The sequence below is a fragment of the Microvirga brassicacearum genome, assembly GCF_008757455.1.
GTDB classification, from domain to species: Bacteria; Pseudomonadota; Alphaproteobacteria; order Rhizobiales; family Beijerinckiaceae; genus Microvirga; species Microvirga brassicacearum.
Genome location: NZ_VCMV01000026.1, coordinates 1 through 15,960, shown reverse-complemented (window position 1 = coordinate 15,960; position 15,960 = coordinate 1). Strand labels below are relative to the sequence as shown.

Annotated in this window: 16 protein-coding genes; 8 read left to right on the top strand and 8 right to left on the bottom strand. The window is 63.0% G+C overall.

What is annotated here, in order from left to right:
• Positions 1–412 precede the first annotated feature (412 nt).
• Positions 413–1,756 carry a porin gene (locus tag FEZ63_RS16545; protein ID WP_150946486.1) on the top strand — a complete coding sequence of 448 codons (1,344 nt, stop codon included), beginning with the start codon at positions 413–415 and terminating at the stop codon, positions 1,754–1,756.
• A 231-nt stretch (positions 1,757–1,987) separates the two neighbouring features.
• Here FEZ63_RS16545 and FEZ63_RS16540 read toward each other — a convergent pair whose 3' ends face one another.
• Both FEZ63_RS16540 and FEZ63_RS16535 read right to left on the bottom strand, forming a co-directional pair.
• Positions 1,988–2,884, bottom strand: coding sequence for an alpha/beta fold hydrolase (locus FEZ63_RS16540; RefSeq protein ID WP_150946484.1), 897 nt, complete (start codon positions 2,882–2,884; stop codon positions 1,988–1,990).
• A 45-nt stretch (positions 2,885–2,929) separates the two neighbouring features.
• A complete protein-coding gene (locus FEZ63_RS16535; RefSeq protein WP_150946481.1) occupies positions 2,930–5,038 on the bottom strand; it encodes a lytic transglycosylase domain-containing protein in 2,109 nt (702 codons plus the stop codon).
• Between the two features lie 175 nt (positions 5,039–5,213).
• On the opposite strand from FEZ63_RS16535, the gene dapA reads away from it, so the two are divergent.
• Positions 5,214–6,098: a 4-hydroxy-tetrahydrodipicolinate synthase gene (gene dapA / locus FEZ63_RS16530; RefSeq protein ID WP_150946479.1), complete on the top strand. Its 885-nt coding sequence runs from the start codon at positions 5,214–5,216 to the stop codon at positions 6,096–6,098.
• A gap of 4 nt (positions 6,099–6,102) precedes the next feature.
• Positions 6,103–6,594: an SsrA-binding protein SmpB gene (gene smpB / locus FEZ63_RS16525; protein ID WP_150946477.1), complete on the top strand. Its 492-nt coding sequence runs from the start codon at positions 6,103–6,105 to the stop codon at positions 6,592–6,594.
• A gap of 165 nt (positions 6,595–6,759) precedes the next feature.
• Here smpB and FEZ63_RS16520 read toward each other — a convergent pair whose 3' ends face one another.
• The 6 genes from FEZ63_RS16520 to rpoZ all read right to left on the bottom strand — a co-directional run bounded on the left by FEZ63_RS16520 (position 6,760) and on the right by rpoZ (position 12,556).
• Positions 6,760–7,419, bottom strand: coding sequence for a LabA-like NYN domain-containing protein (locus FEZ63_RS16520; protein WP_150946475.1), 660 nt, complete (start codon positions 7,417–7,419; stop codon positions 6,760–6,762).
• Positions 7,420–7,663: 244 nt separating this feature from the next.
• Positions 7,664–8,248 (bottom strand): orotate phosphoribosyltransferase, encoded by a 585-nt coding sequence (gene pyrE, locus FEZ63_RS16515; protein WP_150946473.1) that lies wholly within the window; start codon positions 8,246–8,248, stop codon positions 7,664–7,666.
• 104 nt (positions 8,249–8,352) lie between these two features.
• Entirely contained in the window at positions 8,353–9,057 is a 705-nt protein-coding gene (locus FEZ63_RS16510; RefSeq protein WP_150946471.1) for a gamma-glutamyl-gamma-aminobutyrate hydrolase family protein, read from the bottom strand.
• 6 nt (positions 9,058–9,063) lie between these two features.
• Complete coding sequence (locus tag FEZ63_RS16505; protein ID WP_150946469.1) at positions 9,064–11,235, bottom strand: RelA/SpoT family protein; 2,172 nt, start codon at positions 11,233–11,235, stop codon at positions 9,064–9,066.
• A gap of 86 nt (positions 11,236–11,321) precedes the next feature.
• Positions 11,322–11,867: a TolB-like translocation protein gene (locus FEZ63_RS16500; RefSeq protein ID WP_150946467.1), complete on the bottom strand. Its 546-nt coding sequence runs from the start codon at positions 11,865–11,867 to the stop codon at positions 11,322–11,324.
• A 281-nt stretch (positions 11,868–12,148) separates the two neighbouring features.
• Positions 12,149–12,556: a DNA-directed RNA polymerase subunit omega gene (gene rpoZ, locus FEZ63_RS16495; protein WP_150946465.1), complete on the bottom strand. Its 408-nt coding sequence runs from the start codon at positions 12,554–12,556 to the stop codon at positions 12,149–12,151.
• A 160-nt stretch (positions 12,557–12,716) separates the two neighbouring features.
• On the opposite strand from rpoZ, the gene FEZ63_RS24845 reads away from it, so the two are divergent.
• From FEZ63_RS24845 to FEZ63_RS16475, 5 genes are all read left to right on the top strand, one after another.
• The gene (locus FEZ63_RS24845; protein WP_153245862.1) at positions 12,717–12,875 is read left to right on the top strand and encodes a hypothetical protein; all 159 of its coding nucleotides are present in this window, start codon (positions 12,717–12,719) and stop codon (positions 12,873–12,875) included.
• A gap of 63 nt (positions 12,876–12,938) precedes the next feature.
• Positions 12,939–13,886: an ACP S-malonyltransferase gene (gene fabD, locus FEZ63_RS16490; protein WP_150946462.1), complete on the top strand. Its 948-nt coding sequence runs from the start codon at positions 12,939–12,941 to the stop codon at positions 13,884–13,886.
• 10 nt (positions 13,887–13,896) lie between these two features.
• Entirely contained in the window at positions 13,897–14,634 is a 738-nt protein-coding gene (fabG, locus tag FEZ63_RS16485; protein WP_150946460.1) for a 3-oxoacyl-[acyl-carrier-protein] reductase, read from the top strand.
• Between the two features lie 236 nt (positions 14,635–14,870).
• Positions 14,871–15,107 carry an acyl carrier protein gene (locus FEZ63_RS16480; RefSeq protein WP_150946458.1) on the top strand — a complete coding sequence of 79 codons (237 nt, stop codon included), beginning with the start codon at positions 14,871–14,873 and terminating at the stop codon, positions 15,105–15,107.
• Positions 15,108–15,281: 174 nt separating this feature from the next.
• Positions 15,282–15,960, top strand: a 679-nt coding sequence (locus FEZ63_RS16475; RefSeq protein WP_275552355.1) for a beta-ketoacyl synthase N-terminal-like domain-containing protein, incomplete at its 3' end; no start/stop codon positions are given.

The window sequence follows — 15,960 nt, the reverse complement described above, 5'->3', positions numbered from 1 at the left end:
ATGGACGCCTCCGAGACTGGCCGCCCTCCCATTCGTTCGCACAGGCTCCGACCCTGCTTTCGGGATGCTTCGGAGCCTCCACGGCGGGCGAGCGACGATGCCAAGCCCTTTTGCCGCAAGGGTTTGTTAAGAAACTGCGGCCGTTTCTTTACGGGTCGTAAAGATCAGTCGGTCGAACGTGGCCATTGTGCAACACGCCTCTGAAAAGCCCCCTCTGCGGCCCCTTTTGCGCCTTCATTCGATTGCGCACCGGGCCGCTCGCAGTAATGTGACTTCAGCGGCGGGGGCACCCCAGTCGTATTCGGTTCCACCCAATGGGGGGTGGCTCCGCGAATTTCTAGGGGAAATGGGACGCGCTTCACTGGAGCGCTAACCCGGGCCCCCCAGGGTCTCGAAACTTTGGAGGTCAACTATGAAGCTCGTTAAGAGCCTTCTTCTCGGAACGGTCGCGGGTCTCGCCGCCGTTGCCGGCGCTCAAGCTGCCGATCTTCCCTCGAAGAAGGCTGCACCTGTTGAGTACGTTCGCGTTTGCTCCACCTACGGCGCAGGCTTCTTCTACATCCCCGGCACCGAAACCTGCCTCCGCGTTGGCGGCCGTGTTCGCGCCGACTACCTGTGGAACACCCCGAACCGTCAGGGCCTCATCCGCGGTCGTGACATCGACAGCGTCGGCTTCCGCGCTCGTGGTCGTATCCAGCTCGATGCCCGTACGGCAACGGCTTACGGCCTGCTCCGCTCGGTCGTCCGCTTCGAGATCACCCGCTCGTCGGCTTCGCCGTTCGGTGCTACTGGCAACATCGCCACCAGCCCGAACGTCGCTCAGGCGTTCATTCAGTTCGGCGGCCTCACCGCTGGTCGCGTGACCTCGTTCTTCTCGAACGGCGATCTCCCGACCGGTCACATGGGCACGCTGCGTTTCGACGACGCGCCTGACGTCGATCTGTTGGCCTACACCTTCTCGTTCGGCAACGGCTTCTCGGCCACCCTCTCGGTGGAAGACGGCCTCGAGCGTCGCAGCAATAACTTCATCGCTGGCGGTCCTTTCGCTACCGGCCTCGACTATGCTGGACAGCGCGCTCCTGACGTGGTTGCCAACCTGAAATACGCTGGCACCTGGGGCACGGCACAGTTGTCGGGTGCGGTTCACCAGATCCGCTCGAACAACCTGTTCACGAACGCAGCTGGCTTCTCTGACTTCCCCGATACCGAGTACGGCTTTGCCGTTGCGGCTACCGTGGGCGTCAACCTGCCGGCGCTTGCTCCCGGCGATGCTCTGTGGTTCGCCGCAACCTACGCTGACGGCGCTCTGACCTACCTCGACGGTGGTAACTCGGGCTCGATCATCAGCCCCCGCACGGACCTCCTTGGCAACAACATCGGCCTTGTTGATGCCTACGTGAACACGCTGTCGGGCGATCTCAAGAAGGGTCGCGGCTGGTCACTCGCCGGTGGCCTGCGCCACTACTGGACCCCGCAGATCCGTTCGAACTTCTTCGGTTCGTACCTGCGGGTTAACTACTCGGGCGGTGCGGCGTTCGTCGATGCTTTCGGCACGACGGTCGGCTTGCCTGACTTCAGCGAATACCGCGTCGGCGCCAACATCTTCTGGCAGCCGGTCAGCGGCCTCGACCTCGGTGTGGAAGTCATCTACGCCAACGTCGATCCGCGCGGACGTCTCGCAGTCCCGGGCTTCGTGAACACGATCAGCTCGTCTGACTCGTGGGAAGGTCGCCTGCGCGTACAGCGCGACTTCTAATCGGCTAAACCCGATTGGTTAAAGGAAACCCCGGTGGCAACACCGGGGTTTTCTTTTTTGGGCAGACGCCATTTCATGGGACGGGTCGCCGTTCTGAGAAGAGGTTGCCGGCTCTGAAGGCGGGTGCCCGGCGAGGCAAACATCGGGAGCGTCGCGGCAGGTTTTCAAATCAACCGGCAGTCTCTGCAAGACTGGGGTTCCACGCGACCGATACGAGATCTCGTCTGCGCCTTACGCCGCTCTTGATCGCGGTGGACGTTCCACATCCCGGATGAATTCGATGATCGCCCCGGCGATTTTGCCTTCGATCGCCGGCGCATGGCCTTCATCAGGAGCGGTGAGGGCGGTGAGGCGTGGATGAGCTTCCGCCATCAAGCGAAGGGTTTGGGCCGACAGCATGTCGGAATTCGCCCCTCGGATCGCGAGAACCGGAAATTTTCCCAGACCCTCGAAGAGAGGCCACAGGTCGGGCAGCGGCATGCCGAGGTCGATCGCATCCAGCATCTTCATCAGCGCCGGATCGTAGCGCAGCACGAGGCGTCCCTTTTCCTCGCGCCAGGTTCCCTCGGCAAGATGCCGCCATTGGGCATCGGTGTATTTCGGAAACTGCGCCTCGGATATCTGTTTCAGGATCTGTCCCGCCTCACCGAGGTTCCGCGGCGGCGGCAGCTTGCCCACATAGCCCTTGATCCGCGCAACACCCTTGCCCTCGATCACCGGCCCGATATCGTTGAGAACGACGCCCCTGATGAGGCTCGGCTTGATGGCGCCCAGCGCCATGCCGATCAGCCCGCCCCGGGACGTGCCGATGAAAATGGCCTCGGTGATGCCCGTCGCGATCAGCACTTGCAGCAAATCGTTCGTCTCGACGCGGACGTCGTAATGGCTCCAGTCCCTGTCCCAGTCGGAGCGCCCACGCCCGCGATAATCGATGGACAGGACCCGACGCGGGTGGGTTGCCTCGGTACTCAGCACCGTGGCGAGTTCATGAAAATCCCCCGACGTCCGCGTCAGGCCCGGCAGGCAGATGACCGGAATCGTCGGGGCGAAGCCCGGCCCATAATCGCGAACATAGAGCCGCAAGCCATCGGCACTGGAGACGAAAAGGTCCCGAAAGCCGCTGCTCATCCCGCTCCCTGCGCTTGCCGATTCCTGCCCCATCGCTGACAAGGATTATTCGCCCGGCACCGCATCGGCGGTGGCGCCCAGCGTCGATCCGGCCACGGCCTCCGCGGTGGCGGGCGCGGCGTTGGTCAGGCGCTCCCGATAAACCGTGAGATTTTCCATCACGCGCTGGACGTAGTTTCGCGTCTCGTAGAACGGAATGCGCTCGATCCAATCGACGAGGTCGATCCCGGGCTGGCGCGGATCGCCGTAGGCTCTGACCCATTTAATCACGTTGCCGCCGCCTGCGTTGTAGGAGGCGAAGGCCAGAATGTGGGAGCCCTTCCAGTCTTCCATCAACTCGCCGAGATGGGCGGAACCGAGTTTGGCGTTGTAGGCGGGATCCTCGACCAGCCGGTTGAGGTCGAACCCGACGCCGAAGCGCTGCGCCGTCCTTTTGGCGGTGGCGGGCATCAGCTGCATCAGGCCGCGCGCGCCGGCGCTCGATACCGCCCGCGGGTTGAACGCGCTTTCCTGACGGGCGATGGCGTAGATCATCGCGGGCTCGACCTCGTCGCCCACCGGCGAGAAATCCGGGATCGCCGCGAGGGGATAGGCATGGAGATCGAGAGGAAATCCACGCTGCGACGCAACCTTGCCGACGAGAAGCACGGCGCGCGGATTTTGCTGGGCCGCCGCAATCGACGCCAGGGCGTCGAGCTGACGGGGATCGTCCAGGGTCTGGGCGAGGTCGTTGTAGAGCCCGAGCAGCAGTTCCGGCTCGCTGGTCTGGCTGAGCAATTTCAGGGCCCGGATCGGCGTGCGTTCCTCGAAGACGGCCCGGTCTTCCGCGAGCAATGGTTCGACCTGCCTCAGGGCGACCGGCTGTGCGAGCTTCGAGGTTGCCAATTGGCCGTAATAGGTGGTCGGCTTCCCGGCTGCGAGAGCGTAGAATTTGTCGGCCTCCTCCCGCTGGCCCGCAGCCTCCGCCGCCCGGCCCTGCCAGTAGGCGACGCGCGCGGTTGAAATGGGTGTCGAGCCGGTCGTGGCGATGGCGGCAAAATGGCGGGCTGCGGCTGTCGGATCGTTGAGGAAACGAAGGGCGATCCAGCCGGAATGGAATTCGGCCTCGATTTGCTGCGCCGGCGACTCGGCCCCGTGATGGCTTGCCACCGCATAGGCTGTTTTGGGATCGTTCCTGTCCAGCAACTCCCGGGTGATCAGTCGCCGCTCGGCCCACCATTCATCCCCGTCGACCAACAGCTCGGGATCACGCGGCGCCTCGGCCATCACCGCGGCGGCCTCCAGGAACTGATTGCTGCGACGCAGGTAGAGCGCGCGCGAAAAGATATAGGAAGAATCCTTGCGCAAGGCGGCTGGCACTGCCGCAAAGGCCTTCTCGGCATTCTTCTTGCCGCGATAGAGACCCATCCGCGCCTTGACGAGCGTCGTGTAGTCCTTGCCGGCGAAGCCCGCGGCCCGGGTCGCGGCCGACCAGTTCTCCTTCAGAAGATACCGCTCCATCCGAAAGCGGTGATCGGCCTCCTTCAGCACACCCGGGAATCGATCGAGAATGCGGCTTTCCAACCCGTCGCCAAAGGTATCCTCACGCCAGACCTTGCGGATCTGCTCGTTCGCCTGCGCGTCGAGACCCTCCGCCTTCAGCGCGAAGGCGAGGGCGATCCGGCCCGAACCGGTTGTCGGCGGCTGATCGGCGAAGAACGCGCGGACCTCCTCGGCGGGCCTGCGTTCCACGAGAAGCGCTTCTTCCATCCGCCGCCGCAGAAGCGCGGTTGCGGGCCAATCCGGGTAACCGCGCGCGAACGCCGCCAGGCGTTCCCAGCCCACGGGAATCGCGGCGCGGATGGCGAACCACTCCGACAGGGCCACGGCCGCGGGCGCGGTCAGCTTGCTTTTGAGGATATGAGCCTCCGTCCAGTCGCCGTTGCGGTAGGCCCGGAAGATCAACGGCAGGGTCTCCACGTCGCTGCTGGCCGGCGCGACGGGGACGATCACCTCTAAATTGTCGGTCTCGCCAGGAGACTCCGCACTTGCCAGAACCGGGCGCGGCGGCGGGAGGGCGATGGTGGGGGCGGCTGCGGCGGGCAGGATCAGCAACGCGGGGAGGAGCGCTACGGAAGCCAGGAGGCCCGTCACAAGGCGTGTCTTGAGGTTCATCAGGCCCCCAATTCGTCACTGGTTGCGAACATGTGACGATGATTTCCTTGAAGAAACACTAACTGGAGGGTTAGGACAACCTCTGGCGGGCTGGTTTGCGCCGATGCGCCGCAGCCCTTATGTCTTACCGCTAACCCAGATAGCCGACCCGGCATCCCATTTGGGAGGAATATCGATGTCTCCATTCGCAGGCTCCATCACGGCGCTCGTAACACCTTTCAAAGACGGAGCTGTCGACGAGGCGAGCTTTCGCAAATTCATCAACTGGCAGCTCGAAAACGGCACCCACGGCGTCGTGCCGGTCGGCACAACGGGTGAGAGCCCGACCTTGAGCCACAAGGAGCACGAGCGCGTCATCGAGGTCACGGTCGACGAGATCAAGGGCCGCGTGCCGGTGATCGCCGGCGCCGGATCGAACAGCACCGCCGAGGCGGTTGCATTCTCGCAGCATGCGGAGCGGGTTGGCGCGGACGCGGTTCTGGTCGTGACGCCCTATTACAACAAGCCCACCCAGGACGGCCTGTACGCGCATTTCAAGGCCATCAACGATGCGATCGGCATTCCGATCATTATCTACAACATCCCCGGCCGGTCGGTGATCGACATGTCGGTCGATACGATGGCGCGGCTCTACGAACTCAAGAACATCGTCGGCGTGAAGGATGCGACGGCCAATATTGCCCGGGTCAGCCAGCAGCGCCGGGCCATGGGCCCCGATTTCCTGCAGCTTTCCGGCGAGGATGCGACCGCTCTCGGCTTCATGGCCCATGGCGGGCACGGGTGCATTTCGGTGACGGCGAACGTCGCGCCGCGCCTTTGCGCCGAGATGCAGAATGCCTGCCTCAAGGGTGATTACGCGGCGGCGCTGAAAGTACAGGACCGTCTCATGCCGCTGCATGATTCGCTGTTCATCGAGACCAATCCGTCGCCGGCGAAATACGCCGCTTCGGTTCTGGGCTTGATGCAGGCCGATGTGCGGCTGCCGCTTCTGCCGGTCTCGGAAGGGGCGAAGACGATCGTTCGCTCCGCAATGGCGCATGCCGGATTGGTCGACGCGTAACGCCATGGCAAAAGATCCCAACAAGCCGAGCGGACCCAATCGCCCCAACAAGGTCGTGGCGGATAACCGCAAGGCCCGGTTCAATTACGAAATCGTCGACACCTTCGAGGCCGGAATCGCATTGACCGGCACGGAGGTGAAATCCCTGCGGCAGGGCAAGGCCACCATCGGCGAGGCCCATGCGGGTCCGTCGGGCTCCGAGTTCGTGCTCTTCAACGCGTATATTCCCGAATACCTGCAGGCGAACCGGTTCAATCACGAAACCAAGCGCCCGCGGCGGCTGCTGTTGCACAAGCGGCAGATCAACCGGCTCATCGGTGCGACTCAACGCGACGGCATGACGGTGGTGCCGCTGAAGATCTATTTCAACGAGCGCGGACGGGCGAAGATCGAGCTGGGACTGGGGCGCGGCAAGAAGCTTCACGACAAGCGCGAGGCCGACAAGGAACGCACATGGAACCGGGAAAAGTCCCGGCTGCTCCGCGACAAGGGCTAAGCCGGAATAAAGTCCGGAAAGCCGGAGTTTCCTATCGCCACCTCATCCCGAGGAGCCGCGCAGCGGCGTCTCGAAGGATCGTCCGGAGATCACTGGAGACGCCTCGTGCTTCGAGACAGGCCTCTCGGCCTTCCTCAGCATGAGGCTCGGGGCCGATCAGACATCTCACACGTCGATGTCGTCATCCTGCGTTTGCCGGATGCCGTAGCGGCGTTCGAGGCCTGGGGCCGGAGCGGGCGGGCGTGGCCCTGAGCGATCGGTCCGGTCAGTACCGTCTGCGGCAGCGCGTTGAAGCCGGTCCGACGGATCGCGTCCGATTTTCGACGCCATATGCGCCAGTTCGAGAAACTCGTCGGCCTGGCGACGCAGTTCGTCCGCCACCATGGGCGGCTGAGTCGTGACCGTCGAGGCTACCGACACGTGCACGCCGCGGCGCTGGAGGGCTTCGACCAGAGACCTGAAATCCCCGTCGCCCGAGAAGATCACCATCTGGTCGACGTAAGGCGCGAGTTCGAGCGCATCGATGGCGAGCTCGATATCCATGTTGCCCTTGACCTTGCGGCGGCCGGCGGAATCGACGAATTCCTTGGTGGGCTTCGTAACGACACGGTAACCGTTATAGTCAAGCCAGTCGATCAGGGGACGAATCGAGGAGTATTCCTGATCTTCGACGAGCGCTGTATAATAAAACGCCCGGACCAGCGTACCGCGACTTTGAAATTCCTTGAGCAAGCGCTTGTAATCGATGTCGAAGCCGAGCGTCTTTGTCGTAGCGTAAAGATTTGCACCGTCGATAAAAAGGGCAATCCGTTGCTGGCTGGCCATAAACATTCTCTGGTTTTAATCTGTCGGGTTATGAAAACAGCCCCAACTGCACATCGGCTTCAAAATTATCTACGCTTGAAATACTATGGCGAGATCAGTTTGCGACGTGCCTGAAAACAGGCTGCTCTATTTCCCAAAAGACGAGTAAAAGCGATAACATCACGAGTAGAGCCGCGACCTCGTAACGTGTCAAGAATGTGGCAGGCCTATAACCGAGTTTAAACGCAATCGTGATTTTTGAGTTCTATGCTGTAACGTTCCGGCTGCCCGGCTTTGTTGCGGGAATCGCCGCGAGTTCGGGTGGCAACTGATCTGCCGGGTAGGCCGGAATATCGAGCTGCAGCAGGGACACCAGCGGCGCCCCGAGATCCGCCTTTCCGCCCGAGCGATCGATCAGGCAGGCGGCGCCCAGGAGCTCACCCGGATGCTCGCGCAATGCAGCGAGGCATTCCCGCGACGACAGGCCCGTGGTGACGATATCCTCCACCATGACGACGCGCGCGCCCTCGGGAATCGTGAAACCGCGACGCAGCACGAATACGCCGTTTTCGCGCTCCACGAAGATTGCCTTGCAGCCGAGATGCCGTGCGGTCTCGTATCCCGGCACGATCCCGCCGATGGCGGGCGACACGACGTAATCCACCGGCCCATAAGCCTCGCGGATTTTGTGCGCGAGCGCGCGGCAGACGCGCTCGGTCCGCACCGGATCCTGGAAGATGAACATCTTCTGGAGGAACACCGGCGAATGCAGCCCCGACGACAACACGAAATGCCCTTCCAGCAAGGCGCCGGCGGAACGGAATTCGTCGAGAAGGTCGTTGGGGGTCATGGGCGTTTCTCCTGCACGGCCGCTGTTTGGCAGGCGACCTTCCATTGCGCAAGCCGCAATCCTCCTGACGGCCTCGAGACGCAGCCTCCGGCTGCTTCTCGGAATCAGGCAGCGCCGCGTCCGGCTTCCTGCACGAATGCGCTGAAAATCCGATTTCCTGGATTGTCGGTGGTGGCGAAGGCCTCCGGGTGCCATTGCAGGCCGATGGCGAAGCGGTGGGCGGGAACTTCGATGGCCTCGATCGTTCCATCCGGCGCGAAGGCGCTCGCAACGACATGTTTCGAGAGATCGACGACGGCTTCGCGATGGTGCGTGTTCACGTTGATTTCCGACACGCCGACGATGCGCGACAAAGCGGTGCCGGCTTTGATCGTTGCAGGGTGCAGCACCTCGCGCTCGTCGTGCTGCAGAATGTCGGGTCGAAGGGAGCGCACGTCGGACACCATGCGGCAGCCGTTGAGGCAGGCGAGCATCTGCATGCCGTTGCAGATCCCAAGCACCGGCTTGTCGCGGGCGAGAAAGCCGCTCATCAACGCCCGATCGACATCGAGCCTGTCGGAGAGCGGGAATCGGGAGCGGTCGCCGTCCACGTACCATTCGGTCGGAAAGTTGATGCGGCCGCCGACGCTGACGAAGCCGTCGAACTCGTCGATGACGGTTTCAACGAGGTCGGAAAAATACGGGATGCCGAAGGGCAGGCCGCCGGCGCGGTGGATGGCGACGAAATAGGTTTTCTTGACCTCGTAGCGGGTGCCGTCGTCGCTGGTGTTCTCGTCCATGATGATGGCGATGCGGGGTTTATGGCTCATGCGTTTTCATCCGGTGACGCGGTCGACGCGGCTGATCGTGCGCTTGGCACGCAGTTCCGCGATGATGGCGTTGAGGTGTTTGAGATCCCAGACGCCGAGGTCGATAGTGACGTCGGTGAAATCCTGGGTGCGGCGCTTCATGGTGATGTTGTCGATATTGCCCTCGTGGTCGGCGATCACCTGCGTGATCTGGGCCAGCGATCCGGGTTCGTTGATGGATTGCAGTTTGATGCGCGCGGGATAGCGCTGCGGCTCGGCCTCGAAATCCCAGCGCACGTCGATCCAGCGATCCGGTTCGTTGTCGAAATCGGCGAGCGAGGCGGACTGGATCGGGTAGATGGTGACGCCTTCGCCCGGCGTCAGGATGCCGACGATGCGGTCCCCCGGCACTGCGCCGCCTTCCGGCGCGAAACGCACCGTGAGATTGTCGCTGAGGCCGCGGATCGGTATGCCCTCGGTGACGGTCTCCCCCGCTCCGTCGGGGCGCGCCGCCGGTTGGCTCGCCATCGAGCCGTCCAGCAATCCGGCGCGGCGCTCCTCCTTGTAGTCGGGATAGACGGCCCGCACCACGTCGCCGGAAAACATCTCGCCGCGGCCGACCGCGGCCAGCACATCCTCGATGGAGAGGCGCGCCAGCCGGGGCAGGGCGCCCTTGAGCTTCTCGTGCGAGTAGGCGCGTTTGGCGCGCTCGAAAGCTCGCTCGAGAATCTGCGTTCCGAGCCCGGTATATTGCTGCCTCACGGCAGCCCGCGTCGCGCGCCGGATCGAGGCTCGGGCCTTGCCCGTGACGACCAGCGATTCCCATGCGGCGGGCGGCGTCTGGCCCTCCGCGCGGATGATCTCGACCTCGTCGCCGTTCTGAAGCTCGGTCAGAAGCGGGGACATGCGTCCGTTGATCTTGCAGCCCACCGCCGTGTTGCCGACATCGGTGTGCACCGCATAGGCGAAATCGATCGGCGTCGCGCCGCGGGGCAGGGCGATGAGGCGCGCCTTCGGGGTGAAACAGAAAACCTGATCGTGGAAGAGTTCGAGCTTGGTGTGCTCGAGGAATTCCTCCGGGTTGTCGCCTTCGGCCAGAAGGTCGATGGTCCGCCGCAGCCATTGATAGGCGCGGCTCTCGACGGCGAGGCGCGAATTGTCGTTGACGCCTTCCTTGTAGAGGGCATGCGCGGCGACGCCATATTCCGCCACTTCATCCATCGCGACAGTGCGGATCTGCAACTCGACGCGTTGGCGGCTCGGACCGATTACGGTGGTGTGGAGCGAGCGGTAATCGTTGCCCTTGGGGGTCGAGATGTAATCCTTGTAGCGGCCGGGAATCATCGGCCAGCTCGTATGGACGACGCCGAGCGCCCGGTAGCATTCGTCCACCGTGCCGACGATCACCCGAAAGCCGAAGATGTCGGAGAGCTGCTCGAAGGAGACGGATTTGCGCTCCATCTTGCGCCAGATCGAATAGGGGCGCTTCTGCCGCCCGGTCACCGTCGCCTCAATCCCCTGGGCATGCAGCTTGGCGGTGAGGGTCCGCTCGATCTCGTCGACCAGCTTCTCGCTCTTGGTCGTGACTTCGTGCAGGTGCCGGCTGATCGCCTCATAGGCCTCAGGGTCGAGGTTGTGGAAGGACAGATCCTCCAATTCCTCGCGCATTTCCTGGATGCCCATGCGGCCGGCAAGCGGGGCGTAGATGTCGAGGGTCTCCTCGGCGATCCGCTGCCGCTTCTCGGGCGGCATGAATTGCAGCGTCCGCATGTTGTGGAGGCGGTCGGCAAGCTTGACGAGAAGCACCCGGACGTCATCGGCGATGGCGAGCAGAAGCTTGCGAAAATTTTCTCCCTGGGCCGCCCGTTTCGACACGAGGTCGAGGCGCTTGATCTTGGTGAGACCGTCGACCAGGGCGCCGATCTGCGGCCCGAAGGACTTGTTGATCTCCTCGAGCGTCGCCTGCGTATCCTCGACCGTGTCGTGGAGGACGGCCGCCGCGATGGTGGCGTCGTCGAGCTTCAGGTCGGTGAGAATGGCAGCGACTTCAAGGGGATGGCCGAAGAACAGGTCGCCGGACGCCCGCTTCTGGTTGCCATGGGCCATCATGGCATACACATAAGCGCGGTTGAGAAGCGCCTCGTCGGTCGAGGGGTTATAGCGCTTCACCCGCTCGACAAGTTCGTACTGGCGCATCATCCGGCGGCGTTCTCCTTTGGTCTCTTTAACGGGCTGAAGTTAAAAGGATATTGTGGAACGGCAGAAAACCGCAAGGATTCTGTTGATCAGCCCGCTTCGCGTTTCAGGCGGAGTGGCTGCCGATAATGCCATGTTGCGCCATCGAACCGGAGCGACGTACGACCGGTGAGAAAGATGCTGCGAAACCTGTCGGCACCGACCACGCCCGGACCCTTGTCTATGACCAGATTGCCCCGGCCTTCAAGGATAACCCGATTGTTGCCTGCCCACCGCTCGACGCAATACGACCATTCGCCCTCAGGCCGATCAGTGGCGAAATCGTAGCCCCATTCCTTGGCAATTTCTTTCTGCTGCAGCTTCCAGATTGCCAGTATAGGGAGGTCATAGGGCTCGTTAGAAACCGTGATGAATCGCCGGCCGTCCGGAGAAAATAACGGGAAGCCGCCCACGTCGGTCACCTTCCCGGTTTTGATGTCGACGAGGATGTAACTCCCGCCTTCGTAATAACCGAGATAAACGACCCAGAGATTATGGTCGGGCAGCGCAGCGACGAGCGAGTATCGCTCGCATTCCACAACAGGAACCTCTTCGCAGCCCTTGTCCTTGAAATCGACAGGACCGGCCTCAGTCATGACTCGCAGGATCGATCTGTCTCTCAGCGCCCGGCCCTTTGCTTTTTTGAGGGCGGGAGCCTCATCCGTTCGGCTCGACGGTTTCGGAAGACACGCGGCAACGGCCGCACAGGACATTGCGGCGGCCATCGAAACGATTGTTACGGGAATGATGATTGCGCGGGCCGCGCGCCGGGACAAAATTTTCCTCATACGCAACTTTATATCACGCCGTTGAGCAGGCGCAAAAAAGCCCGGCATCAAGCCGGGCTTTTTCTAAAGAAATTCAGATCGGAAAGCGCTTATTCGCGCTCGTCGTCATCCGCGCTGCTGCTCGGGGGAACGAGGCCTTCGAGGCCGCGGAGGAGGTCTTCCTCGCTCATGCGATCGAAGGTGACATCCGTGTCGCTGTCGTTGCGCGCGGTGGCGGCAGCCGCCGTGTTGCCGAGAAGCGGAACGGTCTCGGCCTCCGGCTCGTCCACTTCGACGTATTTCTGCATCGAATGAATGAGCTGCTCTTTCAGATCGTCCGGCGCAATCGTCTCATCGGCGATCTCGCGCAGGGCGACGACGGGGTTCTTGTCCCGGTCGCGATCGATCGTGAGCGGCGAACCCGAGGAAATCAGACGGGCGCGGTGGCTGGCGAGCAGCACAAGCTCAAACCGGTTGTCGACCTTGTCGATGCAATCTTCGACGGTCACACGAGCCATGAAGCGGCTCCTTTTCGTGGTTCAAGGAATATCGGAAGCGGGGGTGATTACACCGATTGGGGCGGAATGACAAGAGAAGAGGACATTCCGACGCGTGCGTTATGGCACCGAGGCCTGGAATCCGGCTGTTAGGCTGCCGTCCTTACCTAGGGAGAGGCACATGACGGCAGGTTGGTTTTTCCTCCTCGTGATTGGCCTGATTGCGGTCATCGTCTGGGTCGTGACCCGTCTCACGGAATTCCGCGAGGGAGATCCCCGCCGCAACAACGCCAGTGTTCGTATCTATGAACACGGCAAGTGCGGGAGCACCGGGTCGTAATCTTGACTCCTCCGGCTCCCGGTGCGAGTCCCGCCCTCGATCAACAGAAGAGGGCGGCTGCCGATGAAGCGCGCATTCGTATTTCCGGGTCAGGGCAGCCAGGCCGTCGGCATGGGCAAGGCTCTGGCCGAGGCCTTTCCGCAGGCCAGGGCGGTGTTCGACGAGGTCGATGACGCCCTGTCGCAGAAGCTGTCGGCCATCATGTGGGATGGCCCCCTCGCGGACCTGACGCTCACCGCCAACACCCAGCCGGCCCTGATGGCCGTCAGCCTTGCCGCCTTCCGGGTGCTCGAGGCGGAAGCCGGGCTTGATCTCAAGCAGCACGCAGCTTTTGTCGCCGGCCATTCGCTCGGCGAATATTCGGCGCTCGCCGCTGCCGGCAGCCTCTCCATTGCCGAGACGGCCCGGCTGCTGCGGATCCGCGGCAATGCCATGCAGGGCGCGGTGCCGGTGGGGCAGGGCGCCATGGCGGCGTTGATCGGGCTCGAATTCGACGCGGCCCTCGAGGTCGCCCGCGCCGCCGCTGAAGGAGATGTCTGCGACGCAGCCAATGATAATGGCGGCGCGCAGGTGGTGGTCTCCGGTCACAAGGCCGCGGTGGAGCGCGCCATTGTCATCGCGCAGGAAAAAGGCGCCAAGCGCGCCGTCATGCTGACCGTCTCCGCCCCCTTCCACTGCGCCCTCATGCAGCCGGCGGCCGACGCCATGCGCGAGGCGCTGGCGGCGGTGACCGTGAAGCCTCCCGTCGTGCCGCTGGTGTCGAATGTGACGGCCGGCCCGGTGACGGATGCGGCGGCGATCCGCGACGGCCTCGTGCGGCAGGTCACCGGCACTGTCCGCTGGCGCGAAAGCGTCGCCTGGATGGCCTCCCAAGGCGTTGAATCGTTTTATGAGGTCGGGTCGGGCAAGGTCCTGACGGGATTAGCAAAACGCATCGCGCCTTCTGCCACCGGCGCGGCGATCGGCACGCCGGACGATATCGCGGCCTTCACAGCCTCTCTCCAGGGATAAGGATAGACCCATGTTCGATCTCACTGGCCGAAAGGCTCTCGTCACCGGGGCAACGGGCGGCATTGGCGGCGCGATCGCCCGGGCGCTTCATGCACAAGGGGCGATTGTCACTCTTTCCGGCACCCGGCGCAGCGCGCTGGATGAACTCGCCGCGGCGCTGGGTGAACGGGTCCATGTGGTCGAGGCGAACCTGTCCGACAAGGATTCAGTCGAAGCGCTTGTGCCGGCTGCTGAATCGGCGATGGAAGGCCTCGATATCCTGATCAACAATGCGGGCGTCACGCGCGATAACCTGTTCATGCGCATGAAGGACGAGGAATGGGATACGGTGCTGGCCGTCAATCTTACCGCCGCCTTTCGGCTCTCGCGCGCCGCCGTCAAGGGCATGATGCGCCGCCGCTACGGCCGCATCGTCAATATCGGCTCGGTGGTCGGCGCCACGGGCAATCCCGGTCAGGCGAACTATGCGGCCTCCAAGGCGGGCCTGGTGGGAATGACCAAGGCGCTCGGGGCCGAGGTCGCGAGCCGCAACATCACGGTCAATTGCGTGGCGCCGGGCTTCATCGCCTCGCCGATGACGGACGCGTTGAATGAAAAGCAGCGCGAGGGGATCCTGGGGACGATTCCCATGGCGCGACTGGGCGAGGGCGAGGAAATTGCTGCCTCGGTGGTTTATCTGAGCTCGTCGGAGGCCGCTTACGTCACCGGGCAGACGCTGCACATAAACGGCGGAATGGCGATGTTCTAGAACGGGTTGGGGGGAGCGGCGCAATCCGGATCTGATCCGTTTGCCGCCTCTCGCCAGAGCCGACAAGCTTGTGTTAATCATGGTCCGGTTCCGCTCGGAGGGGTTGACCGGCGCTGAAAAATGCGGCTTTGCACGACACAAGGCAGTCGTTCCAGCGTTATCGGCTGAGCAGCTGATCTGAGTTTCCATTTTTAGACCGCCCATATCCTGAGGCGGCAGCCACTGAGGAAAAAACGATGAGTGACGTCGCTGATCGCGTGAAGAAGATCGTTGTCGAACACCTGGGTGTCGAAGCCGACAAGGTGGTCGACAATGCGAACTTCATCGATGACCTGGGCGCGGACAGCCTTGATACCGTCGAGCTCGTCATGGCGTTCGAAGAAGAATTCAATGTCGAGATTCCCGACGATGCCGCCGAGACCATCGTGACGGTGGGCGACGCGATCAAGTTTCTCGAGAAGAACGCGGCGTAATCACGCCTTCGGGCGCCGGACCTTCGCGTTCGGCGCCCGATTTTCGTCTGGAGCGTTTCCCGGTCGCGTGGGTCATGCGGCGGAGGACTCGTTCTCAATCATAAGCCAGGGCATGTCGTCCAACGAAGGGTCCGTCAACTTTTCGCCGGCATGCTTCAGAAGGCAGGAAACAGCATGAGGCGGGTAGTCGTCACGGGTCTTGGCATGGTCACTCCGCTCGGTTGCGGGGTCGAGCCGACATGGTCGCGTGTTCTCGAGGGCCAGAGCGGCGCAAACCGCATCGAAGGCTTCCAGATCGACGACCTCGCCTGTCAGATCGCCTGCCAGATCCCCATGGGCGACGGCACCGACGGCACGTTCAACGCCGATCAGTGGATGGAGCCCAAGGAGCAGCGCAAGGTCGATCCGTTCATCGTCTATGCGATGGCGGCGGCGACCCAGGCGCTCGAGGATGCCGGCTGGAAGCCCACATCCTACGAGGATCAATGCGCCTCCGGGGTGCTGATCGGCTCCGGCATCGGCGGCATCGGCGGCATCTATGAGGCATCGGTCACGCTGATCGAGCGCGGCCCGCGCCGCATCTCACCCTTTTTCATCCCCGGTCGCCTGATCAACCTTGCGGGCGGCTACGTCTCCATCGAACACGGTCTGAAGGGCCCCAACAACTCCGTCGTGACCGCCTGCTCGACCGGCTCGCACGCCATCGGCGATGCGGCCCGGCTGATTGCCCTTGGCGACGCGGAAGTGATGGTCGCGGGCGGCACCGAGTCGCCCATCAACCGGCTGTCGATTGCGGGCTTTGCGGCCTGCCGGGCGCTGTCGACGAACTTCAACAACGACCCCACCCGAGCCT

Bases quoted from the DNA above. Each gene is read 5' to 3' on its own strand.
- FEZ63_RS16505 (WP_150946469.1), bottom strand. From the start codon at position 11,235: ATGATGCGCCAGTACGAACTTGTCGAGCGGGTGAAGCGCTATAACCCC.
- FEZ63_RS16535 (WP_150946481.1), bottom strand. From the start codon at position 5,038: ATGAACCTCAAGACACGCCTTGTGACGGGCCTCCTGGCTTCCGTAGCG.
- FEZ63_RS16545 (WP_150946486.1), top strand. From the start codon at position 413: ATGAAGCTCGTTAAGAGCCTTCTTCTCGGAACGGTCGCGGGTCTCGCC.
- FEZ63_RS16520 (WP_150946475.1), bottom strand. From the start codon at position 7,419: ATGGCCAGCCAGCAACGGATTGCCCTTTTTATCGACGGTGCAAATCTT.
- smpB (WP_150946477.1), top strand. From the start codon at position 6,103: ATGGCAAAAGATCCCAACAAGCCGAGCGGACCCAATCGCCCCAACAAG.
- fabD (WP_150946462.1), top strand. From the start codon at position 12,939: ATGAAGCGCGCATTCGTATTTCCGGGTCAGGGCAGCCAGGCCGTCGGC.
- FEZ63_RS16480 (WP_150946458.1), top strand. From the start codon at position 14,871: ATGAGTGACGTCGCTGATCGCGTGAAGAAGATCGTTGTCGAACACCTG.
- FEZ63_RS16510 (WP_150946471.1), bottom strand. From the start codon at position 9,057: ATGAGCCATAAACCCCGCATCGCCATCATCATGGACGAGAACACCAGC.
- rpoZ (WP_150946465.1), bottom strand. From the start codon at position 12,556: ATGGCTCGTGTGACCGTCGAAGATTGCATCGACAAGGTCGACAACCGG.
- pyrE (WP_150946473.1), bottom strand. From the start codon at position 8,248: ATGACCCCCAACGACCTTCTCGACGAATTCCGTTCCGCCGGCGCCTTG.
- dapA (WP_150946479.1), top strand. From the start codon at position 5,214: ATGTCTCCATTCGCAGGCTCCATCACGGCGCTCGTAACACCTTTCAAA.
- FEZ63_RS16540 (WP_150946484.1), bottom strand. From the start codon at position 2,884: ATGAGCAGCGGCTTTCGGGACCTTTTCGTCTCCAGTGCCGATGGCTTG.
- FEZ63_RS16500 (WP_150946467.1), bottom strand. From the start codon at position 11,867: ATGACTGAGGCCGGTCCTGTCGATTTCAAGGACAAGGGCTGCGAAGAG.
- fabG (WP_150946460.1), top strand. From the start codon at position 13,897: ATGTTCGATCTCACTGGCCGAAAGGCTCTCGTCACCGGGGCAACGGGC.
- FEZ63_RS24845 (WP_153245862.1), top strand. From the start codon at position 12,717: ATGACGGCAGGTTGGTTTTTCCTCCTCGTGATTGGCCTGATTGCGGTC.